22 protein-coding genes are annotated in these 21,828 nt (G+C 62.3%); 5 read left to right on the top strand and 17 right to left on the bottom strand.

The genetic code is table 11. The features are described from left to right. Positions 1–7: 7 nt before the first annotated feature. The 3 genes from BACI9J_RS00190 to BACI9J_RS00180 are packed head-to-tail and all read right to left on the bottom strand — an operon-like array spanning position 8 to position 3,614. Positions 8–643, bottom strand: a complete 636-nt coding sequence (locus tag BACI9J_RS00190; protein WP_159732058.1) for a bifunctional 4-hydroxy-2-oxoglutarate aldolase/2-dehydro-3-deoxy-phosphogluconate aldolase — start codon at positions 641–643, stop codon at positions 8–10. Further along, on the bottom strand, positions 640–2,295 hold the full coding sequence (locus BACI9J_RS00185; RefSeq protein WP_159732055.1) for an N-acyl-D-amino-acid deacylase family protein: 1,656 nt from the start codon (positions 2,293–2,295) through the stop codon (positions 640–642). The genes BACI9J_RS00190 and BACI9J_RS00185 overlap by 4 nt, the downstream gene beginning before the upstream one ends. An 8-nt stretch (positions 2,296–2,303) precedes the next feature. Then, on the bottom strand, positions 2,304–3,614 hold the full coding sequence (locus BACI9J_RS00180) for an alanine racemase (protein WP_159732052.1): 1,311 nt from the start codon (positions 3,612–3,614) through the stop codon (positions 2,304–2,306). Positions 3,615–3,746: 132 nt separating this feature from the next. On the opposite strand from BACI9J_RS00180, the gene BACI9J_RS00175 reads away from it, so the two are divergent. The 3 genes from BACI9J_RS00175 to BACI9J_RS00165 are packed head-to-tail and all read left to right on the top strand — an operon-like array spanning position 3,747 to position 5,921. Beyond that, entirely contained in the window at positions 3,747–4,754 is a 1,008-nt protein-coding gene (locus BACI9J_RS00175; protein WP_159732049.1) for a sugar kinase, read from the top strand. Continuing rightward, the gene (locus BACI9J_RS00170) at positions 4,714–5,520 is read left to right on the top strand and encodes an IclR family transcriptional regulator (RefSeq protein WP_159732046.1); all 807 of its coding nucleotides are present in this window, start codon (positions 4,714–4,716) and stop codon (positions 5,518–5,520) included. The genes BACI9J_RS00175 and BACI9J_RS00170 overlap by 41 nt, the downstream gene beginning before the upstream one ends. Beyond that, a complete protein-coding gene (locus BACI9J_RS00165) occupies positions 5,517–5,921 on the top strand; it encodes a RidA family protein (protein ID WP_017197328.1) in 405 nt (134 codons plus the stop codon). Before BACI9J_RS00170 ends, BACI9J_RS00165 begins: the two co-directional genes overlap by 4 nt. A 215-nt stretch (positions 5,922–6,136) precedes the next feature. Here BACI9J_RS00165 and BACI9J_RS00160 read toward each other — a convergent pair whose 3' ends face one another. The 3 genes from BACI9J_RS00160 to BACI9J_RS00150 form a co-directional block, all read right to left on the bottom strand. After that, entirely contained in the window at positions 6,137–6,865 is a 729-nt protein-coding gene (locus BACI9J_RS00160; RefSeq protein WP_159732043.1) for a polyprenol monophosphomannose synthase, read from the bottom strand. Between the two features lie 138 nt (positions 6,866–7,003). Then, positions 7,004–8,317, bottom strand: coding sequence for an LssY C-terminal domain-containing protein (locus BACI9J_RS00155; protein WP_159732040.1), 1,314 nt, complete (start codon positions 8,315–8,317; stop codon positions 7,004–7,006). 22 nt (positions 8,318–8,339) lie between these two features. After that, positions 8,340–9,347 (bottom strand): NAD-dependent epimerase/dehydratase family protein, encoded by a 1,008-nt coding sequence (locus BACI9J_RS00150; RefSeq protein WP_442858624.1) that lies wholly within the window; start codon positions 9,345–9,347, stop codon positions 8,340–8,342. A 220-nt stretch (positions 9,348–9,567) separates the two neighbouring features. Here BACI9J_RS00150 and treS point away from each other — a divergent pair, with 220 nt between their 5' ends. Beyond that, entirely contained in the window at positions 9,568–11,859 is a 2,292-nt protein-coding gene (gene treS, locus BACI9J_RS00145; protein ID WP_159732037.1) for a maltose alpha-D-glucosyltransferase, read from the top strand. Between the two features lie 76 nt (positions 11,860–11,935). Here the strand turns inward: treS and BACI9J_RS00140 are convergent, their stop codons facing one another. The 6 genes from BACI9J_RS00140 to BACI9J_RS00115 all read right to left on the bottom strand — a co-directional run bounded on the left by BACI9J_RS00140 (position 11,936) and on the right by BACI9J_RS00115 (position 16,167). Next, on the bottom strand, positions 11,936–12,664 hold the full coding sequence (locus BACI9J_RS00140; protein WP_159732034.1) for a hypothetical protein: 729 nt from the start codon (positions 12,662–12,664) through the stop codon (positions 11,936–11,938). After that, complete coding sequence (locus tag BACI9J_RS00135; RefSeq protein ID WP_159732031.1) at positions 12,661–13,176, bottom strand: RNA polymerase sigma factor; 516 nt, start codon at positions 13,174–13,176, stop codon at positions 12,661–12,663. The genes BACI9J_RS00140 and BACI9J_RS00135 overlap by 4 nt, the downstream gene beginning before the upstream one ends. Before the next feature lie 139 nt (positions 13,177–13,315). After that, the gene (locus tag BACI9J_RS00130; RefSeq protein ID WP_159732028.1) at positions 13,316–13,993 is read right to left on the bottom strand and encodes a hypothetical protein; all 678 of its coding nucleotides are present in this window, start codon (positions 13,991–13,993) and stop codon (positions 13,316–13,318) included. Next, the gene (locus tag BACI9J_RS00125) at positions 13,990–14,448 is read right to left on the bottom strand and encodes a hypothetical protein (protein WP_159732025.1); all 459 of its coding nucleotides are present in this window, start codon (positions 14,446–14,448) and stop codon (positions 13,990–13,992) included. The genes BACI9J_RS00130 and BACI9J_RS00125 overlap by 4 nt, the downstream gene beginning before the upstream one ends. 53 nt (positions 14,449–14,501) lie before the next feature. Continuing rightward, positions 14,502–15,083 (bottom strand): GNAT family N-acetyltransferase, encoded by a 582-nt coding sequence (locus tag BACI9J_RS00120; protein WP_159732022.1) that lies wholly within the window; start codon positions 15,081–15,083, stop codon positions 14,502–14,504. Between the two features lie 73 nt (positions 15,084–15,156). Then, complete coding sequence (locus BACI9J_RS00115) at positions 15,157–16,167, bottom strand: YdcF family protein (RefSeq protein WP_159732019.1); 1,011 nt, start codon at positions 16,165–16,167, stop codon at positions 15,157–15,159. A gap of 92 nt (positions 16,168–16,259) precedes the next feature. On the opposite strand from BACI9J_RS00115, the gene BACI9J_RS00110 reads away from it, so the two are divergent. Continuing rightward, a complete protein-coding gene (locus BACI9J_RS00110) occupies positions 16,260–16,940 on the top strand; it encodes a hypothetical protein (RefSeq protein ID WP_159732016.1) in 681 nt (226 codons plus the stop codon). Positions 16,941–17,045: 105 nt separating this feature from the next. Here BACI9J_RS00110 and BACI9J_RS00105 read toward each other — a convergent pair whose 3' ends face one another. Genes BACI9J_RS00105 through BACI9J_RS00085 form a run of 5 tightly spaced genes read right to left on the bottom strand, consistent with a single transcriptional unit; the run spans position 17,046 to position 21,797 of the window. Next, positions 17,046–17,453, bottom strand: coding sequence for a rhodanese-like domain-containing protein (locus BACI9J_RS00105; RefSeq protein WP_159732013.1), 408 nt, complete (start codon positions 17,451–17,453; stop codon positions 17,046–17,048). Next, positions 17,450–18,265, bottom strand: coding sequence for an IclR family transcriptional regulator (locus BACI9J_RS00100; protein WP_159732010.1), 816 nt, complete (start codon positions 18,263–18,265; stop codon positions 17,450–17,452). The genes BACI9J_RS00105 and BACI9J_RS00100 overlap by 4 nt, the downstream gene beginning before the upstream one ends. Then, positions 18,266–19,903, bottom strand: coding sequence for a beta-N-acetylhexosaminidase (locus tag BACI9J_RS00095; RefSeq protein WP_159732007.1), 1,638 nt, complete (start codon positions 19,901–19,903; stop codon positions 18,266–18,268). After that, complete coding sequence (locus BACI9J_RS00090) at positions 19,900–20,811, bottom strand: carbohydrate ABC transporter permease (RefSeq protein WP_159732004.1); 912 nt, start codon at positions 20,809–20,811, stop codon at positions 19,900–19,902. The genes BACI9J_RS00095 and BACI9J_RS00090 overlap by 4 nt, the downstream gene beginning before the upstream one ends. Then, the gene (locus BACI9J_RS00085; protein WP_159732001.1) at positions 20,808–21,797 is read right to left on the bottom strand and encodes a carbohydrate ABC transporter permease; all 990 of its coding nucleotides are present in this window, start codon (positions 21,795–21,797) and stop codon (positions 20,808–20,810) included. Before BACI9J_RS00085 ends, BACI9J_RS00090 begins: the two co-directional genes overlap by 4 nt. Positions 21,798–21,828: the final 31 nt, after the last annotated feature.

Raw genomic sequence — 21,828 nt, 5'->3', positions numbered from 1 at the left:
GTGAGTCCTACTTGAGGGTGCCGGTGAAGGCTGCGGCACGTGCCGCGATGTCTGCCCAGTCACCTGCGGCGACTGCTGCGGGCGGGACTACGCTGGTGCCGCAGCAGACTGCGGCAGCACCGGCGTCGAGGTAGCTCTTGGCGTTGGAGGCGTCGATGCCTCCCGAAGGCAGCAAGCGGATCCCCGGGTAGGGGCCTTGCAAGTCCTTCAAATACGCCGGGCCGAGCTGCCGGGCGGGGAAAATCTTGACGGCGGCCGAGCCCAGGTCGAGCGCTTGTGCCACCTCGGTTGGGGTCATGGCTCCGAGGCTGAACGGGATCCCGGCGGCCGCAGCGACGGCGGCCACCTCGGGCCTGAGGCCGGGCGTTACCAGGAATTGCGCGCCGGCGTCGATCGCTGCCCGGGCTTGGTCGGCGGTCATCACGGTGCCGATTCCGACGGCGGCACCATGTTCGGCTGCCGTGTCAGCGGCGCGCTGAACATGCTTGAGCACGTCCGGGGTGGTGAACGTCAGTTCAACACTGCGGATGCCGCCGTCGGCCAATGCCCGGCAGAGGTCCGCGGCGTCCGTGATGGACGGGGCGCGGACCACTGCAAGCGTGCGGTCGGCTTCAAGCTGCTGGAGGAACTGTTCGGGGGTCATTGTTGTCCTTCTTTGGTGAGTCCGTCGTTGCTGCGACGCAGGGCACGGCCGGCTCGGGCACCGGTTGGCCGACCGCCGTCGATCGCTGCCGTGCCGTTGACGAAGACGTACTGGATGCCGCTGGCGGCCTGGCGGGGGTTCTCAAAAGTGGCTTGGTCACGGACGGTTTCCGGATCGAAAAGTACGACGTCGGCGGCGAACCCTTCGCGGACAAGTCCCCTGTTGTGGAGCTTGAGTCGCGCGGCAGGACGGCCACTGAGGTGATGGACCATTTCCTCAAGGGTCAAGAGTCCGAGGTCCCGTGAGTAGTGGCCGAGGTAGCGCGGGAACGTGCCCCAGGCGCGGGGGTGCGGTTTGGCACCGACCAGGAGTCCGTCGCTGCCGCCGGTGTGGGTGCGGTGCTTCATGATTGCCTGGACGTTTTCCTCGTGTCCCACGTGCTGGAGGATGCCGGTTCCAAGACGGTCTTCGGTGAGGATCTGCGCGAAGACGTCGAACGGCTCCTGGTTACTCGCAGAAGCGATGTCCCGGATGGTTTTGCCCACGTACCCTGCGAGCGCAGGGTTCTGCACTCCGCTGATTTCCAAGGTGTCCCACTCTGCAACTACGCCGTGGCAACCGTCGGAGCCGTAGATCTCCACGGATTCGCGGATACGTGCCCGGTCAGCCGGATCTGCCAGCCGCGCCAGTGTAGCCTCGGTTCCGCCGGAGGATGCCCAACTCGGGAGAATGGCGCTCAGGGTGGTGGCCCCTGGGAGGTAGGGGTAGGTGTCCAACGTGATGTCCACACCCTGATCCAAGGCTTCGTCGATCAACTCGAGGAGTTCCCCGGCGCGGCCCTTGTTTTCTGCGAAGTTCATGGTGGCGTGGGACAAGTGGAGCGCGCAGCCGGTCTCGCGGCTCAGCCCGATCATCTCCGCGTAGGCACCTAATGCGCCTTTGCCGTAGGAGCGATGGTGCGGTGCGTAGAAACCACCGAGTTCGCCCACGGTCCGGCAGAGCCCCGCCAGTTCCTCGGTCTGTGCGTACATGCCCGGCGTGTAGGTCAGGCCCGAGGACATTCCCACGGCACCTTCCTCCATCGCCGTGCGGATGATGTCCTGCATCTGCTGCTGTTGCCCGGGCGTGGGGTCACCCTCGGCGAAACCCATCACCATGGCCCTGACGGTTCCTTGGGGAACAAGGTAGGCGGCGTTGGTGGCGATGCGGCCTCCGTCCTCAACCGCGTCCAGCCTGTCCAGGTACTCGCCCACGGTCCGCCAGTTCCAGTCAAAATCGGCCGGGTTGTCATTCCAACCGGCAATTTTCTCGCGGACACCCGCCAAGGTGGCATCATCAACGGGGGCGTAGGACAGGCCGTCCTGGCCCAGCAGTTCCGTGGTGACGCCTTGGCTGAGCTTGGCGTAGTGGTCCCTATTAATGAGGAGCTGCAGGTCAGAGTGTGCGTGCATGTCGATGAAGCCGGGACTCAGGACCAGGTCTGTGGCGTCAATGACCCGGTCCGCACCGGTTTCCGCCGCAGCAGAACCAGCGGTGAGGGTACCGGCGTCGGCGACGACGGCAATCACCGCACCGTCCAACAGGACGTCCGCACGGCGGCGGCCCGCTCCGGTTCCATCCACCAAGGTGGCATTGCTGATGAGGGTCTTCATGGCTGGTCCTAGAAGAAGGTGTGGATGAGGTTGACGACGGTCTGGTCACTGCCCGGCGCGCTGTCCGCCAGAACCGGGATGACGGTCCATTTGTCGAATGCCGTGCAGGGGTGGGACAGGCCAAGCCGGATGACGTCGCCGGGGTTCACCGTGGTGGTGTTTGCGTCGTAGGTCATGAAGCTGTGTTGATCGTTGACCGAGGTGATTTCGGCGCCAATCAGCGGTTCCATGGGGCCACCCAGGCTCGGGCCGATGAGCTGCGGCTCGGGCAAACCTTCGTCAAACGGGAGGTCGCGTTTGCCGGCGTCGAGGATGGCCAGGCCGGGTTCAGTTTGGGAAACGACGCGTGCCCAGCCGTACATTCCGGCGGTAAAGGGCTGATCGCCTTCGCGGGAGAACGGCGAGATTCCGCGGTAGAAACCGTCGTCGTGGATGATGTAGGCGCCGCTGCGGATCATGAGGTCCACCGCGGGTTCACCAAATTCGGCACCGGTGCTGATGGCGGGCGAAAGGACAGTGACCACGTCATCGAAGTACGCGCTGCCACCGGCCGTGATGATCACTTTGCTGGCGCCGTACAACCCTGCGGCGAGCAGTTCCTCATGAAGCAGCCGCATTGCGGCGAGGTAACCGCGAACGGCGGCTAGCCCGGCGTCGTCGGCTGTGTGCGCGAGCGAGCCTTCATAACCGCTGACGCCTACCAGCCGCAGGTTGGGCGATTCCGAAATGGCCTGGGCAATCTCCAGGGCCGCGTCCACAGAGCGGGCGCCGGTCCGGCCTCCGTGGGCGCCGAGTTCCACCAGCACGTCCAGCACGGAATCGCTGCCGGCGAGCGCCCGATTGATGACATCCACGGTTCCCAGGGAATCTATCCAGGAAAGGATGGTGGTGTCCGCGGGCTGACTGGCTACCCATTGAATTGCGTGCGGATCAGTGAGGCTGTTGGCCAGTTGGAGGTTCCGCACTCCGAACTCGCGGGCCACGCGGAGCTGTGCGAAGTTCGCCAGGGTGATGCCCCATGCTCCTCGGTTGAGCTGCTCCGTCCAGAGCTGGGGAGACATGGTGGTCTTACCGTGGGGAGCCAGAAGTACCCCGTGCTGGGCGCACCATTCAGCCAAACGGTCAGCGTTGCCATGGAGCGCGCCGGCGTCCAAGGTGAGCAGCGGTGTTTGGAGGTCGGCCAGCGTGTGTTCGGCGGCGAGGAAGTCCGCGTGGGTGGCCCCGTTCGCGGTTGCGGGCACAGCTTTGTGGCGCCAGTCGAGTCGGCGCTCAGCGAGGCCCGCCACGGCGGATGCCGAGATGGCTTCGGAAGTGTTCACGCGTTTGGTTCCCTTCACAATGCCGCGTTGCGTATTTTGCAACGCTGGTTGCAAACCTGATGGTGATATGTCTAACATGGTGGCGGATCGAGAGTCAAGGCCGCTGAGAAGCGCACAACTAGTGGGAGAACGATGCTTTCAGCTGTATGCGTGGGCGAAACCATGGCCATGCTTACCCCTGCCCACGCCGTCCCCCTGCACTTGGCAACCGAGCTCCACTTCGGGATCGGCGGCGCGGAATCCAACGTCGCCATGGGGCTCGCAGCCATGGGCTTGGACACGCACTGGGTCAGCCGGGTAGGCCACGACGGCTTCGGCACGCGCATCCTCCTCGAGCTTCAGGACCACAACGTAGGAATCTCCGGCGTGGAAGTGGACGAGTCCCTGCCCACCGGGCTCTACGTGAAAGTCCCCGCCCAGGACTCAGACCCCGACGGCGGCAGCTCGGTTCTGTACTACCGGCAAGGTTCCGCGGCCTCGGCCATGGGACGGGACACTCTTTCGAATCCAGCCGTTTCTTCACTGCTGGAAAACGCTGCACTGATTCACCTGAGCGGGATCACCGCCGCCCTCTCCCCCCAGTGCCTTTCACTGCTCGAAGCCATCCTGACCATGCCAAGAAATGGCCGGACCATCAGCTTCGACGTCAATTGGCGCGAGGCCCTCTGGGCAGGCCAGGACCGTTCCGTCCTGCAGCGGCTGGCGAACATGGCCGACGTCGTGCTAGTTGGAAAAGACGAAGCCGAGCACGCCTTCGGCACCACTGACGAGACCGAACTCCGCAGCATGATGCCCGATCCGCAGGTGCTGGTCATCAAAAACGAGGCCATCAGCGCCATCTCTTTGGACCGGACCGGCACCCGGGAAGAGGTGCCTGCACTGTCTGTAGCCGTGGTCGAGCCCGTTGGCGCGGGTGACTCGTTCGCCGCCGGGTACCTCAGCGGAATGCTGTTCGGGCTCGGCCAAAAAGAGAGCCTCCGCCGCGGGCATGTGGCCGCGGCCTGCACCCTGACGGTCCATGGTGATCGCGGCCCCCTACCCAAGGCCGGAGAGCTTGCCGCCATCCTCGATTCTTCGGATGCGGCCTGGGCTGCTATCCATGTTGAAGACGGACAATTCAACACCAGAACCGGAGCGTGACACCGTGAGCCAAAGCCTCATGCGGGCCATCGACCTGCTCGGCGAACTCGCCGCCAAACCCGCAACCCTGGACGAGCTCGCGTCCAAAGCCGCCGTGCACAAAACCACGGTGATGCGACTCCTGCATGCCATGGAAGAAAAACGCTTCGTGGTCCGCGACGAAGATCAGCGTTTCATGCTTGGTTCCAAGCTCTTTGAACTGTCCTCGTTGGCCTTGGAACAGCGGGATATCCGCAAGGTGGCGCACCCGCACCTTGCCGATCTCAACGGCCGCACCGGGCACACGGTCCACCTCGCCGCCTTTGAAGGAAATGAGGTGGTGTACATCGACAAATTCGAGTCGCACCACCCCGTCCGCATGTACTCGCGCATCGGCCTGACTGCATCACTGCACTCTGCCGCTGTGTCCAAAGTCCTCCTCGCCGACATGCCGCGCAGCCGGCAGGAAAAGATCGCCGCGGGGCTGGACTACGTAAAAGTTACCGAGAACACCCTGACCTCGCCGGAAGCCTTGCTGGCCGAACTCGAGCAGGTCAAGGAACAAGGCTGGGCCCACGACAACGCCGAGCACGAAGCGTTCGTGCACTGCATTGCGGCCCCCATCCGCGACGCCAGCGGCGCTGTTGTAGCCGCAGCCTCTTGTTCGGTACCGGTAGTGATGCTCAGCTATGAAGGCTTGCTCGAGCTGCTGCCCCACCTCAAAGCCAGCACCGAGGCCATCTCCAACGACCTCGGCTGGATCAGCCACGAAAGGAACTCAGCATGAGTGAAAAGACCGTAGTACTGACCGAAAACGCCCCCGCCCCGGCGCACGTATTCTCGCAGGGCATCAAGAAGGGCGGCATGTTCCAGGTCTCCGGCCAGGGCCCCATGGACCCTGCCACCAACCAGTACATCGGCGAGGGCGACGTCCGCGTCCAGACCCGCCGGACCCTGGAGAACGTCAAGGCCATCCTCGAAGCCGGCGGATCCTCCGTTGAAGACGTCCTCATGTTCCGCGTGTACCTGACCACCCGCGATGATTTCGCGGCCATGAACGAGGTCTACGGCGAGTTCATCCGTGAAAACGTGCCCAGCGGCCAACTGCCCAGCCGCACCACCGTGTTCGTGGACCTGCCGCACGAGGTCATGCTGGTGGAGATCGACGCCCTGGCAGTGACTGCCTAACCCTCGTTCACATCCCACGGGCTTCCAGCGATCGCTCGCTCACATAAAGCTCGACGGCGGCACTCACCTTGAGTGCCGACGTCGAGCTTTCCGGGTGGCTGGCTTGGCGAGTGGTGCCGTCACCACCCACTTTGAATCTGACCCTCCCCGACACGCCGAGAATGACGGCGTGTCTCAACTTCCTTGGGCTCAAACTTGGTGGTGGCCGCACGCACCTACTTTTGAAACCGGAGCTTCCACGGCGTGAGCGCGGACTCCAACTGCTCGCGAAGATTCATCTTGGAAGCACCCTCGACGCGTTCTTCAAAGTGGATGGGTACTTCGGCGATCTTCAGGCCTTGCCGGGCCGCTCGGTAGTTCATCTCAACCTGGAATGAGTAGCCGTCACTGCGGACAGACGCGACATCAATCTGCTTCAGTGCAGAAGCCGTCCACGCCTTGAAACCCGCTGTTGCATCTTTGACCTTCAAACCCAAGATCGCGCCTACATAAAAGTTGGCCCAAGCTGAGAGCGCCTTGCGGTGCCACGGCCATTCCGCGGCCGTGGACCCCCCTGTGACATAGCGCGACCCGATCACCAGCGCAGCGCCGGAATTACGGACCCGGTCAAGCATTGTGGGAATTGCCGACGTGGGGTGGGACAGATCTGCGTCCATTTGGATGACAACGTCGGCGTCTTCCGTCAGAGCGCGGGTCATTCCGGCCACATAAGCCCGCCCGAGCCCATCCTTTTCTTTCCTATGCAGAACGGACACCGTTCCCGTGGATTCCGCTGCCAGTTGGTCTGCCACCGCGCCTGTGCCATCGGGGGAGTTGTCATCCACTACGAGGACACTGAGATTCGCGATCCCAAGTGCATCGAGCTGGGCAACGAGAACGGGCAAGTTTTCCCGCTCATTGTAAGTAGGCACAACAACGGTGATTTTCGGATATTCAGCAGTCAAAACGTAGGTCCCCAATTCGGTTTTCGGATCTGGCCCGCGCGTGGTGCAGTAGTGTGCACGACGGGCCAAGCCAGTCTATTGATTCAACTCCGACAACCTAAACGGCTCGTGTTGCCCAGGAGCAGCCCCCAAAGAGGGTCAGGAAGCCACGCGCCTGCTGACCACCGACGCCGGGACCGCCGGGACGCGCTGCCGCTTGGCGTACACTCTGGCCCGTTGGCTGGACAGTGCCAGGAGCACCAGGATGTCCGTTGCCAACCCGGAGAGGCCGGCTTCGAGGGTGATATTCGCACTGCCCGTGGAGTAGTCGATTGCCTGGACAAGGATGGAGATGGAACTCAGTGCCATGGCAATCACGCGTGCGCCGTTGCTGCCCAGGAAAATGCGCCAGGCAAGGAAAACTTCACCCAGCCCGAACACCAGGACCACGCTGGCTATCAAGGCGATGGCCGCCGTCGTGCTTTCCGGGTCTGAAGCGTCGTAATCCACGGTGAGTCCGGAGATATCACCGCCGGAGGTGAACAACGTGATCGCCAGGACCAGGGCAGCCACCGCCCTCGCCACCACCAGCGCCGCGCCCATGATGATGGGGGCCGGCCGCCGGTCCCTGCTGTCGGTCCGGTCGGGCGGCTGGTCGGCGGGAACCCGCACGCGGTGGGCGTCGATGATCGGCAGGTCGCCGTCGGTGGAAATGGAGTCCCCGCCTCCGTTGCGGGTGTGATACCCGGTGGAGAAGTCCTCAATGACCTGGACCGTAACGGCTGGTTCGGCGGCCGAGACGGTGGAAACGATGTGGTCCCGTTCCACATCGGTGTTCTGCTCAATCTTGTGCGTGATCTGGAGGGTAAAGAGGGAGAAACCGACGCTGCGATCGTAGGTGCCGGCCGCGAGCCAATCCACTTTGTGGCCACCCGGGAGGAGCCAGCCCTCGGGGCAACGCCAGAAGCGGACGTGGTGGCGTTTGCCGGGGGTGTTGTTGACCTCTTGCTGGTAGGCGAAATCCTGCTGCCGATCGAAAAGGTACAGGGGGCTCACCGGCGCCTCCGTATAACTTTGCCGGAAGATGGTGGAGCTGATGATGCGTCGGCTGCTGGCGAAGGTGACGTCGTCTGCCATTGTCCAACCGGCGGCCCTCATGATCGCGTGGATCTGGGGTTCGGTGCCCAGCAAGGCGACATTGACGGGGTCGCCCAGCAGTCCGTCGCTGGTCCGCGCGCGGCCAATAAAGTAGCCCGGTACGTAAATGGTGGTCAGGATCCGGTGCAGCCGGGGCAACAGCAGGTACGCGAGGAACGCCCAGAACACCACCGAAAACCACAGCTGCCCCCAGCCAAGGTGAAAACTCTCCCCCACCAACAGGAAAGCCAGCCACACGGCCGCTGCTCCGCCAAGGATAAAAAATCCGTGGTCCAGCCGGCTGTCTGTGGCTTCCTTGTTTTGTGCTTTGTACATGTAGCTCCCCCCTGGTAGCCCCTTAAGCTTCAGGCTTGGGATGCTGCTTGTACATGCCTTGGACCAGCAGCTTTCCGTTGTTGATGAGCCACTGCACGGATTCGTACACAGCCTGCTCAGGTTCGTAACGGGGCGCGTACCCAATCAGGGAGAGAGCCTTCTGGATGGATATGCAGTGGTTGCGGTTGAGATGGGCCCAGCTGGAATCGGCAAATTCGGGTGCGGTGATGTGCCGGAAGTCCTCCCAACTTACGGTTTCCATGCGTGGCTCCTGCCCGAACCAGGCTGCGGCGATGCCCACGTACCCCCGAACCGTCAACACGCTGGGAGCAACAATGTTGAAGTCTTCCCCGGCTGCCGCATCCCTGTTTTCAACGGCTTTCTCAAAGGCTTGCGCGACGTCGTCGGCGTGCACGTGGTGCATCAATTCGGTCCCGCTTCCGGGCACCTGGAGTGTTTGCCCGGAAGCGATGACCTGCCACACGGCAGGGTCGAGGTTCCCCAGTGGCCCGATCGGAAACCACCCTGGCCCCACGATGTGTCCGGGATGAATCGAGGTTGTGATCAAACCACCGGAGGCAGTCTCTTCCTTGAGCATCCGCGCGATGTCCCGCTTCCGGATCCCGTAATCATCCAAGGGCTCCGCGGCGTGGGAGTCCTCGCTGATGGGCAACTTCAAACTGACCCCGTAACGCCAAATGGAGCCGCAGTGCAGCAGATGCCCCATCTTTCCCCGCAGGCTTTCCACCAGCGCAGTGGCTGATTCGAGCGTGAAGCAAATGAGGTCAATTACGACGTCGGCACCCAGTTCGGCCACCCGATCACCAAAGATGCCCTCGCGGTCCTCCTGCTCGCGGTCCGCCGTAACCTGGCGGACCTGCTGCCATTCGGGGGCATCTGTATAGGGCGGACGGTTGCCACGGCTGATGTTGATTACCTCGTGCCCGGCACGCACAAGCCTGGGCACCAGGAAGGATCCAATATGCCCGCTGCCGCCGATCACTGCGATTTTCAAGGGTTCTCCGATCATCACCTGCCACGGTACTCAATGATCGTCCGTAACCGATAGGGCGGGGGTGCCCAACGTCAAACCCGGCACATAATAACGAGACTTACTTGTTCCCGGGTTAGACAAACGGCGGGCTCCCACGACTAGCATGAATAGTCCGGGCACGCCCGGGTACGTGACCTCTTGAACGACCCCCTCGGACGGTCGGCGTTGACGCGGCGACCACGTAAAGGAGAAAACTGTGCGGGAGCCTGCAGTCAACGCGAGCGTGTCAGGAATCAGCGAAACTTCGGAAGAAAATCCGGAGGAGACGCCACAGGAAACGCCCGATGAAACCGCAAGCGAACCGGCGGAAATCACCTTTGATGAACAGTTCTATCCGGCCCGGCCCAAGGCGTTGCGGCCGATTGCCCGGCGGCGGCAGTTCTTTGCCGCCCGGCCCTCCTTGGAATTCGACGGACTGAATTCCACCTATGTGGACTGGCTCAGGAACCAGTCAATGCTGGGTGACGCCAACACCATGGCCCGGCAGTTGTCCGGGCAGGCCAGCATGTGGCAGAACTCCTACGCCCGGCCCAACCCGAGGGCTGCCGTGGAACGCGCCCCCGTGTGGTTCACGGCCTACCCGCTGTCCTTCATCACCAAGGACGGCCAGTCCTTCCTGTCAGCTTTGGGCGATCCCGCTCTCTGGGACGCGTTCAGCAAGATCGGCATCAGGGGGCTGCACACGGGCCCGGTCAAGCTGGCCGGCGGCATCCGTGGGTGGTCGCAGACGCCCAGCGTGGACGGTCACTTTGACCGGATCAGCATGGCTATTGACCCCGCTTTCGGTACGGAGGAAGAGTTCCGCCAGATGTGCGAGGTCGCCAATGAACACGGCGGCACGGTCATTGACGACATCGTCCCCGGGCACACCGGCAAGGGGGCGGACTTCCGCCTCGCCGAAATGAACTTCCGGGACTACCCCGGCATCTATCACATGGTGGACATCCCCGAGGAGGACTGGCACCTGCTGCCGGATGTCCCCGAGGGCGAGGACTCGGTGAACATCAGCCCCGCCGCTGAGGAGGCCCTGCAGAAGGCCGGCTACATCATCGGTCGCCTTCAAAGGGTCATCTTCTACGAGCCCGGCGTCAAGGAAACCAACTGGAGCGCCACCAAGCCCATCATCGACACCACGGGCAAGAAACGCCGCTGGGTCTATCTCCACTACTTCAAGGCCGGTCAGCCTTCCATCAACTGGCTGGACCCCACCTTCGCCGGGATGCGCCTGGTGGTGGGCGACGCCCTTCACTCGTTGCTGGACCTCGGAACAGGTGCGCTCCGGCTTGATGCCAACGGCTTCCTTGGCGTGGAGAAGAGTGCCGAGGAAGAACCGGGCTGGTCAGAGGGCCACCCGTTGTCCGAGGCCGCCAACCAGCTGATTGGTTCCATGATCCGCAAAGTGGGCGGGTTCTCCTTCCAGGAGCTCAACCTCACTATTGACGACATCAAGACGCAATCCGAGTCCGGCCCGGACCTGTCCTACGATTTCATCACCAGGCCCGCCTATCACTACGCCTTGGTCATAGGAGATACGGAGTTCCTGCGACTGACCCTACGGCTTTCCATGGAGATCGGCGTGGATCAGGCGTCGTTGGTTCATGCCCTCCAGAACCACGATGAACTGACCTACGAGCTGCTCCACTTTGCCGCAGGGCACAGGGACGACGTCTTTGAACTTGCCGGCGAGGAACTCACCGGCGCAGAGGTGGCGGAGAAGGTCCAGAACACCATGCGGGAACGGCTCACAGGTGAGAACGGGCCCTACAACGCGGTCTTCACCACCAACGGCATCGCCTGCACCACGGTCAGCTTCATCATGGCCGCCCTGGGCATCAAGGATCCGGATGCCATCACCAAGGAGCAGGAAGCGCAAGTCCTGGACGCCCACGTGCTGTTGTCCATGTACAACGCGTTGCAGCCCGGGGTCTTCGCCCTGTCCGGCTGGGACCTCACGGGCATCACAGCCATTGACCGCGAGACCGTCCGCGAGCTCACCTCCCAGGGTGACACCCGCTGGATCAACCGCGGCGCACACGATCTCATGGGAACCAGCCCGGACGCGAAAACCTCCCTGGCCGGCATGCCCCGAGCTCGAAGCCTGTACGGTCCGCTGCCCGATCAGCTGGAGGACCCCAACTCCTACGCCCGGCGGCTCCAGCGGATCCTCACGGTGCGCGAAGAGAACGGGATCGCCACCAGCACGCTGCTGGATGTGCCGGACGTTTCGCACCGCGGGCTGCTGGTGCTGGTCAATCAGCTCGCAGACGGCGCACTGCAAGTCACGGTCTTGAACTTCTCGGACCAGGACATTGCCGGCAGCATCCAGTCCTCGCACCTTGTGCCCGGTGCTACCGTCCAGGATTTGTTCTCCGGCGAAGACGTGGGCCAGGTGGATGATCTGTGCAGCTTCTTCCTCGAGTTGCCCGCTTTCCAAGGCACGGCACTCCTGCTGAAGGACCCGGTAGTGGAGGACGAAGTTACCGAATAGACAGTACGACGTCGGCACTTAGGGTGAGTGCCGACGTCGCGCTTTGGCGTCTGTTCGCTGAGATTCGGGTGAGAGATCAGGGGCGCGGGTCCCAGCTTTGGGCCAGGAAAGCTCCGCCGCCCGGGAAGCACTCGCTCAAATCAGTGTCGCCGGGTATGGAGCCTCCCCCGAAGGCGAATTCGTCGCCAATATTGATAACCGTCCCGTCGGGCAGGACTACCCCCGATTCCATGACACGTGTACCGAAGGGGAAGATGAGGCCGCCCGCAGTATCGTCCACGCTCACATTGGCGAGACAACCGCGACTGTTCAAGCCAAGTTTTCCTGAACTTAGTGCATCCATGAAGACATGCACCTCTTCGTCTGTGGAGACGGCTGCCTTGTTGTCATTGTCGCCGGCGATAATCCTGGCGTTCCCCGTTGCTGCCTTCAGTCCTGTGATTTCGGGGAGCGGGGCTCCGCTTGAGGGAGATGTTTCAGGCGTCGAATCCAGCTGGCTGACCGTCGGGGCGGCTTGCGACGTTGGCGGAGACGTCATGGAGGACGTCACCACTACCCCGGCAACCACAGCTGCAGCTGCAACTGCCGCGGCCAGCAACCCGATTCCTGCCGTCAACCGCACACGGCGCCGCGCAGGCTGTTGATGAAAATCCGTGACTGACCCACCTACGGTGATGTGCTCGGCTTCAGTGTCCATGACTGCCATGCTCTTCTGCCGGCTACGTGCCAGCTCACCTTCGGTAACCACCAGGGCCGGGTCTGCCGCGATCAGGCGTTCAGTGCCGGGAGCTTCATTCCTTTTCATCGCTGCACATCCTCTGTGGTTTGTTCCGGCCGAAGGAGCTCGCTGAGTTGCTTCCTTGCCCTGTGCAGGCGCATCCTGACGGCCGCGGCCGTGACGTTGAGCAGGTCCGAGACCTCAGCCGAGATGAATCCGTCCCAGTAGGTCAGGAGGAGGACCTCGCGCTCCTCAGGCTTGAGCCGCCCCAGCGCTTCCGTCACCACGCCGTCGTCGGTTCCCAAGTCAGCTGTCCGCTGCCGCTCCAACTGCTGCGTAAGGTTCTGGGAACGGACGGTTGAACGGTAGTGGTTCCGGAGAACATTCCTGGCGATGCCGAATACCATCAGCACAGGTAGTTCCTGGCCCTGCCGGCACTTTTCCCACGCGATCCGGAACACTTCCGCGGTGAGGTCCTCCGCTATTGACGCCCCCCCCGTTCGCCGCCGGAAGTAGCGGTACACCTTGTCGTGGCACGCCGTGTGGGCTGCCAGGAATTGCTTTTGCCTGACCGACTCCACGCGTTCCCCCTGCTCCATTTGCACCCTCATGCCCAGTTAATGTCCGGCAGTCAGGAATATGTAACGGGTTCCCGGAAAACCCTCCCCGAGTTGGCAGATAACCCCCATGTTTTTGGGAAACATGGGGGTCAAGTGTCACCTCGCGGGCACCATTCCGCTAGCCGTGGTTACGGCGGGCCTCTACATGCGTGAAGAGCAGCCAGCTCAACCACACACCCAGAAGGATCGCGGCACCCGGCAGCAGGTCCACGGGCGCGAGTTCCCTCCCGGCGGGAAGCACTCCGAAGCCGATCCCCACAGCGCCGGCCACCACAACCAGGCTGATGGCATCCGAAGCTACTTCAACGGACCGGCGCTTCACCAGTTTGACCAGCAGCTCGCCAGCCATGATCAGCACGATTGCGGCCCCCATTCCCAACGGATAGGCACTGAAACCCGGCACCAAGTCCTGGGACACCGCCCACACCATGAAGGTCAGCAGACCCGCGAAAAGGGCAAGTGAGGTAATGAGCGAGGCAGCGATGGTCATGGTTGTCATTGGCCGGTCTATGTCATGGCGCTTCCGGGGAATGTAGTCCCATGCGCCCCGAGTTAGCTTGGAACTCATCCACCCCGCAATCACCACCAGCACCAGCGGGACCAAGATGGGCGTGACGTAGTTGTTGCTGACCGCCCAAAAGAATGCCAAAAGTGCTGTGTAGACCTGCGGGGTGGCGACTATCCCCAGCCACCAGCCCGTGAGGAATTCCCTGCGGGCTCCGGGAAGGTCAACAGGATGGACTAGGAACTGGGTTTCCGGGTCCGGCAATTGCACTTTTTCTTCAATGGGATTCATGACGTCCTCCACGGGACCTGCTCGATGTAGGGCGGGCGGAGACCCGCTCTGGCGATTTCGTAGACCTTCTGACGCGCCACGCCGAGTTCACCCGCTACGGTTACCGCGCTGTATTGGTCCAGGAGTTCTGCGACTGCTGCCGATCTGACGCCGGACGCCCTTGAGTTCAGGTGCGCTGCAAAAATGCTGACTTCGGCTGCGAGGAGAGCCACGGCGAGGGGGCCGCCAAACGGCTCTGCCCAACCCGGCTTGCCCTCAGCGGCAGCGACATAGAGGGCGTCCCCACAATCAGCGATCACGGCGCTGACCTGATCCGGGGTGATGCCGCGTTCGGTAAATCTGGTGGCCGCCGCATCCCGGGAGCCATCATCCGCAGGCCGGTGTCTGAGAACCTGCTGCCATTGTGGATCGGTAAAGTCGGCAACGGGGTTGTCACCCCGGGGTTGACTGCTCATGCCACCCATAATGCGCTCCACTGTGGGTGGCGTCAACCCCAGGGTGACAAAAATCAGTGTGCGTCAGCCGTCCGCGCGGTGTTCGTTCGGGCGCCGGCCCGCGCACTGACCGCACCAACGTCAATCCAGTACCGGCGAAAAGGGTGCCCGTCCTCATCTCTCCGCACATCTTCAAGCAGCCCGCCGCAACGCTCAATGGTCTTCACGGAAGCTATATTGTTGTCATCGCACGTCAGCAGTACGCGGCCCGGTTTCCCTTTAGTAGCCAACTGGGCCAGCAGCTCCTGCAGCGCCCAGGAAGCCGCCCCTCTTCCACGATCAGAGGGCCGAATTCCGTAGCCAATGTGTCCGCCGGAGTTCAGGAGGGCAGGAGTCAGGTGGTGACGGAACGCTATGGAGCCCACGTACCTGGAACCCTCCGTTATCCAGCGGAAGGTGCAAGGAACAATTCCGTCCTTCCCGGGAGCATTTTCAGCGTCCAACAGCTTGCCGATCCAGTGGGCAAAGCCCTCAGGACTGGTGACATCATCTGCCATGAAGACCGCAGCACCGTCTTGGTGGGCGCCCGCCCACTCCCGGTGGGACTCCAGAAATGACTGATGGTAGGAGGGGTCTGGAGCAACGAGGGTAAACATGGACCGACCCTACCCGGACACGATGTCCGGACCCCACCGCCACGCTTTAGGCCGCTGTTTCCAGAGACAGGTCCTACACCACCGCGGAGTTCATCAATGCCACCGTGATGAGCAGGGCAACCCCGAACATCGGCAGGCAGAGAATGATGTTTGTCAGGCGGTTGTCCCTCATCACCGCCACGAACTCCCGGAGGAAGGCACTTGGCACGAAATACCTGGCCGTAGGAGCACCCACAACCTCGGCGTTGATTTTCTGGCGACGGGACAGGAGGGCTGCGCGCAGTACGTGGTAGTTGTTGGTGCATACCAACACCGGACCATGAATGCCCTTGTCGGCAAGCAATGCGACGGAGTACGCAAGGTTTTCCCGGGTGGTGGTGGCCTTGTTCTCCTCCAACACATCGGTAGCAACCGCCCCCTTCGCCACCAAGTAATCCTTCATGGCGGCGGACTCGGGCCGGGGTTCATCCGGGCCCTGGCCCCCGGAAGGTACCAAAACCGGCTTGGCGGGAGTGCCGCCGTCGTAAATTTCCAAAGCCTTGTTCAGGCGTGCGGCGAGCAACGGCGGGACCTTGCCATTGATCAGGCCGGAGCCCAGGACAATGACGGCCGCCGGGTTGGGGCTGAAACGCATCCGTGAATACACCAACGCGTATCCCAGAAACACCACAAACGCGCAGCCCAGATAGGCGCAAAGGAAGAACGCCAGAGCGGCGATGCCAGCCAACACCGGCTGGCCGCTCAGCACGAATAGGAACGCGATAACCGGGGCGAGGAATACTGCAAGACCGACGGCGATGGGCAGGAAGCTGGTGATCCCCGGCCCTTCTCTGCGGACCATGGTGACGCCGTTGGCCATCAGGAAGCCCGCGAAGACGAAGATGCTCACCACCGGAACCACCAACACCACAAGGTTCAGCCATTCGAACCACGGGTTCAGGTCAATGAGAAACTCCAACACTGCCTGCAGGAGGAACCACGCCGCCACCAACAGGAACACGCCATTGCGGAGCCTGCGCCTGTCCGACTGGAACGAGGCAAGGAAGAGCCCCGCAAAGAGAAGTCCAAGGACCAGGTTCAGCATGCTCCAAGCCTATGCGCTGTATCCGATCGGGCCCTCCCCTGACCGCCCGTGGTAAATTCGATAGGCGAAAAAACGCAAACAAGGGGTTGATCATGAGCGCTGCACGAATTCTGCGGACGCGGCATCTCAAAGCGATTGCAGCCTCGCTGTTGCTGGTTTCGGTAACCGGCGGGCTCTCAGCCTGCCGCGAGGAAAAGAAGCCCGCTCCCGCCTCCTACCCTGCGGTTAACTGGCAAGGATCTGCGCCCGACGCAGCCATCGAGTCCGATCCATGGGTCATCGCGGCCCGAAAGTCCCTTGAGGCCCAGGCCGTCGCACAGAACATCACAGACTTCACGTTGCCTGAGTTGGTGGAGACCACCAGCTTGGGCCTCCGGATTCGTCTTTCCAGGCACCCCCTGAACGATGTCCAGCAGAAACGGCGTCCGGACATTCGCCCGGGACCGGATCCCTTCCTCCCCATGGAGGTCAAACCCGGCCCGGCCGCCGGCACCGCCGAGGTGCGGGGTTGCGTGGTACGTTGGGCATCCGAAACAGGTGACGTTCCGGATGAGCTTAGTGCCTCCGGCGTGATGTTCCGGATGGAACACCTTGCCGCAGGGCAGCTACGGATCAGCAGCGTGGTCACTCTTCCGGACCTGGACTGCAGTACCGCCACTCCGCCTGTCGCCTTGTTCTCGCCTGCTCCCGAACCGTCCAACGTCACCGACGCTCAGGACATTGTCCGGGCGAAAACAGCCGAAATAGACCCCGAGTACATCAAACCCGCCTAGCCTCCGGACGGCTCAGCGTCACGTAACGGCAAATGCCAGTCCGCTGTTGACCCACCCGTGAATCAGTACGAAAACGGCCATTTCTCCCCGTTTCACCCAGGTTTCCTAGTGCGATGTTGGTGCCGTCACCAACGGATCCGGCGTACTGGGGACAGTCCCCGCAGCGGTTTCCACCGGGAGCCCGTTTCTGATCCAGTACTCAATGCCACCGATCATTTCCTTCACCGAGTATCCGAGTTCTGCGAAGGCGAGCGCGGCGAATGTGCTGCCGTTGCAGCCCGGACCCCAGGAATAGACCACAACTTGGGAACCCTGTGGGACTAGTTCCAGTGCGAGGGCGGGTATTTGAGCCGTTGGAATATGTACTGCTCCGGGAATATGTCCATGGTCCCACGATGATTGGCGGCGCGTGTCCACCACAACCAGGGAGCCGGACCGGGACTCAGCCACCTCCATGACGTCGATTTCGCACTGCAGCTTGGCTCGGAAGAAGTCCGATGCACTGATGTTCATGCGAGCTTCGCCAGCTTGGCACTTGCCCGCCGTGAGCCCAGCTTGGCGGAGATCCGGAGGCTTGTTTCAGCCGCCATGGGCCCCACTTCCCGGACACGCTTGGCTGTCATCCGGGAGGACAACGAGGACACAGAGAGTGCGGCAACCACGTGATCATCGTGGCCGAAGATGGGGGCGGCAACACAACGGACTTCCGGTTCATTCTCGCGGTCATCAATGGAATAGCCGCGGCGCCGGATAGCTTCAAAGTCTGCCCGGAGCAGGGCAGGATCCGTAATGGTCTTCTCCGTGAGGGGCTCCAGGTTTCCGGCAAGGATCGGTCCCACCACTTCCTCAGGACTGAACGCGAGCATGGCTTTCCCCACTGCAGTGCAGTAGGCAGGCATGGTGGCACCCACCCTCGACGCCATCCGGACGGTGGCCTCGTCCTCCACCTTGTCCAGATAGACCACGTCATGCCCGGACAGCACCACCAAGTGGCACGTGCTTTCCGTGGCACGCATGAGGGTTCGAAGTTCACCGTTGGCCACACTGCGCAGATCCACGCGGTCAAGGTATGACTGCCCCAGCCGCAGGCAGCCGTGGCCCAGGCGGAACCTGCCTGTCTCGTGGTCACGCTCCAGCAGGTTTTCCTCCAGCAGGGGTACGGCCAACCGCAGCAGTGTGCTCTTGTTCAGGCCCGAAAGCCGGGCCAGTTCCACGAGCGCCAGCCCGTCACCGTTTCCTGGTTCCTCGGCAACAACGGTCAACAAAGCCAACGCCTTGCGAAGCGATGCCGAGGAATTACGGGCATCCTTGCCTTCAGTAGTCACTCAGTTCCTCACGAGCTGCTCGGCGTCATAGTCCCGTTTCCAACCCTCCACGCCCGGCCGTTGCTGCCACGGCGCAGGCCCGGCCAATGGGCGGTATTCCACGCCCATGGCCTCAAGCCTTGCAAGATGCGCCCCAGTGAGACGGGTCAGGAACTCATGGTAGTCCCGGCTCTCCGGCTTGGACCAGAACACTTCGGAGATCGCGCTGAGGCGCGGAAACGCCGCAAACTGCACGCGGCGGGGTGAATCCAGGTGTTCGCTCCATATATTGGCCTGTGCGCCGAGAAGACGGCCGGGGAGTTCCGCGGCGTCAACGCCCGGCAACGGCTCGAATTCGTAGACAGCCTGCAGCGTGGTCACGAACCCCACAGGAATGGGTTCACCGTCACCATCAGCTTGGCGATGGTCGAGGTACAGCTTGTGCTCGGGGCACATCACCACGTCGTACCCCTTTTTCAGTGCATCGATGCCGCCCTCATATCCCCGCCAGGACGCTACCAACGCTCCGTCCGGCAGGCCGCCGTCGCCGATTTCATCCCACACAGATGTGGCGCGGCCGTGATGCTTCAGATGCTGCGCCAGTTGTCCGACGAACCAGCTGTGCAGGCCGGAAACGTCGTCCAATCCCAGTTCGACGGCCGTGGCCCGGGCATGCGGGCTGGCTTGCCACTGGGTCATCGGGACTTCGTCGCCGCCGAGACTTATCCACGGGGAGGGGAAGATCTCCACTACTTCGTCCAACACGTTCCGATAGAACTCGAGCGAGGTTTCGGACACCTCCAGGACAGTCTCGTTGATACCCCATCGCGTCCACACCTCCACAGGTGCTGAACTGCCGGCCGGGGCCGCGCCGAGCTCCGGATACGCGGCGATGGCGGCCTGGCTATGTCCCGGAACGTCGATCTCCGGGATGACCGTGATGTGCCGGTCCGCGGCGAAGGCCACTATCTCGCGGAGATCATCTTGTGTGTAGAAACCTCCATGCGGGCGGCCGTCGAAAACCCCTGCCCGCCACGAACCCAGCGAGGATTCACGGCGCCATGCACCGATTTCGGTCAGCTTGGGATAGCGGTTGATCTGGATCCGCCAGCCCTGATCGTCCGTGAGGTGCAGATGCAGGACGTTGAGTTTGTGCATGGCCATGACTTCGATGAAGCGGAGCACATTGTCCTTGGGCATGAAGTGCCGTGCGACGTCCAGCATGGTTCCGCGGTAACCGAAGCGCGGCTTGTCCTCCACAGAAACCCGCGGTACAGACCAAGAGGCATCTGCGGCGACGGGAGCCTGACGCAGCGCGGCTGGTCCCATCAACTGAAGAAGCGTCTGGGCACCATAAAACGCGCCTGCAGCCCCGCCTGCAAAGATCACGACGGCGTCACTCACCTCCAGGCTGTATGCCTCGGCTCCTAACGTGGGGTCAAACAGGAGGCGGATGCCGGCTTCACTGGCTGATGCAGGGTCAACATCCCAACCAGTCGCTGCCCCTAAGGCCCTCGCGAGCCAACGACGAGGGCCGTGCAGTTCGGGATCGGCACCCAAAGTGGTGTCGGCGTCGAGCTCCAACTCGCCGGAGCCCGCGGAGAAAGACCACGGCGCCGGGACCAACTGGTGCGGCACCAACCGGTGGGCTGCGCTCATCCTTTCACCGCCCCTGCCAGTCCGGACACGAGCTTGCGCTGGACAGATACGAAGAAGATCAGCACAGGAATGGTCATAATGACCGAGCCGGCCATGATGGCTCCCCAATCGTTTTGGTCCGGCTTGAAGAACGTCAGCAATGCCATGGGCAGAGTCTGGTTCTCCTGAGCCGAGATGATGAAGGTCTTGGCGAACAGGAAGTCATTCCAGGTGGAAATGAACGAGAACACCGAGCACGCCACCACCCCCGGCGCCACCAACGGGAACAGGATGGAACGGACAAACCGGAAGCTGCTGGCACCGTCCAGGCGGGCGGCTTCTTCAACTTCCAGTGGAACAGCGGCCACGAAGCCACGCAGCATCCAGATGGCGAACGGAATGCTGAAACCAACATGCACCAGCACCAGCGAACCCAACTGGTTCAGGCCCACCAACGGGATGGCCTCGCCGGCGTTGCGGAGCAGGAAGAACAGCGGAATTGTCAGCGCTTCAACGGGCACCATCTGCGAAACCAGGATGATGATCAACAGCTTGGTCCGCATCTTGAAGTTGTAGCGGGTCAGGGCCACAGCTGCGAGGAACGCCAGGATGGTGGAAAGGACTACCACCACCAAGGCCACGATCACGCTGTTCAGGAAGTACTGCCCAAAGTTGTTCACACCCAGGACGCGCCCGAACGAGTCCAGCGACGGTTCCAGCGTGTACGGCGCCGCGTCACCGGCGTCGAGCGCTGTTTTGGGTTTCAGCGCGGACAGCACCATCCAGAACAGCGGGAAGGCAACAATCAGCGCGATCACAATGGCGGCGGCATCGGCGCCGAAGCGTCGTTTGCCCTGCTTTCGTAGCTTTTGCGGGGCGTCAACCTTGGTATTTCGGCGGGACACTGATGAAACGTCGACGGCGGTCATAGGGCTTCGCCTGTTCTCTTAAGGATCCGGAGGTAGACCAGCGTGATGATCATTAGCAGGGCAGTCATGATCACGCCGAGCGCGGAACCCAGGCCGTAAAGGCTCGCCGCGAACGCTTGCTGATATCCGTAGACGTTCAGCACCAGGTTCTGCCCCGCGATGCCGCCGCCGTTGGTCATGATGTAGATCTGCGAGAAGATCTTGAAGTTCCAGATGATCGACTGGATGGTCACCACGATCACGATTGGCCTGAGCATCGGGAGCATGATGCTGCGGGCGATGCGGGGCATGGACGCACCATCAATCCGCGCAGCCTCAATGACCTCCGTGGGGATGGCCTGAATACCTGCGTACACGGTCACCAGGACGAACGGGAACGAGCACCACACCACTTCGCTGGCGACGAGCCCGAAAGCCGACCATTTGTCATAGGTCCAGGAGTAGCCCTCAAACTGCGTTAGTCCGATTGCCACCAAGGACTTGTTGACCAAGCCCAAGGTGGGCTCAAACAGGAACAGCCATACCGCACTGCCCGTGACTGCCGGGGTGGCCCATGCGCCGAGGGAGACGACGAACAGCATCGATCGGACCCATGGACGCAGCCTGGTGGCAAGCACTGCCAGCGAACTACCCACCAGCAACGTGAAGACGACGCAGGCGGTGGCAAACACCACCGTGTTGCCCAGGACGGTCCAGAACTGCGGATCAGCGAATAGCTTCTGGTAGTTCTCCAAGCCCACGAAGTTCAGGGGTGCTTTGCCGCTGACCTGCGCTTGACGGTAATCGTAGAGGGAGACGTTGATCAGCTGGAAGATTGGGTACCCGAGCAGCGCGATGAGGACGATGAAAGCCGGGGCAAGGTAGAGCCAGGGCTCCAGTCCGCGCTTTCCGTTGGAGAAACGCGAGGACTTGCGTGCCGCCGTCGAATCTTTGCTTGGCGCGCCGCCCTGAGGCGCCTCGGGCAGGACGGGGGTGAGCGCTGTCATGATGCGCCTTTGGTTGTTGGACTTTGTGAAG

The sequence above is a fragment of the Arthrobacter sp. 9V genome (assembly GCF_902506065.1).
Taxonomy (GTDB): Bacteria; Actinomycetota; Actinomycetes; order Actinomycetales; family Micrococcaceae; genus Arthrobacter.
Note: the sequence above shows the minus strand (reverse complement) of the source record. Positions and strands in the feature narration are given on the sequence as shown.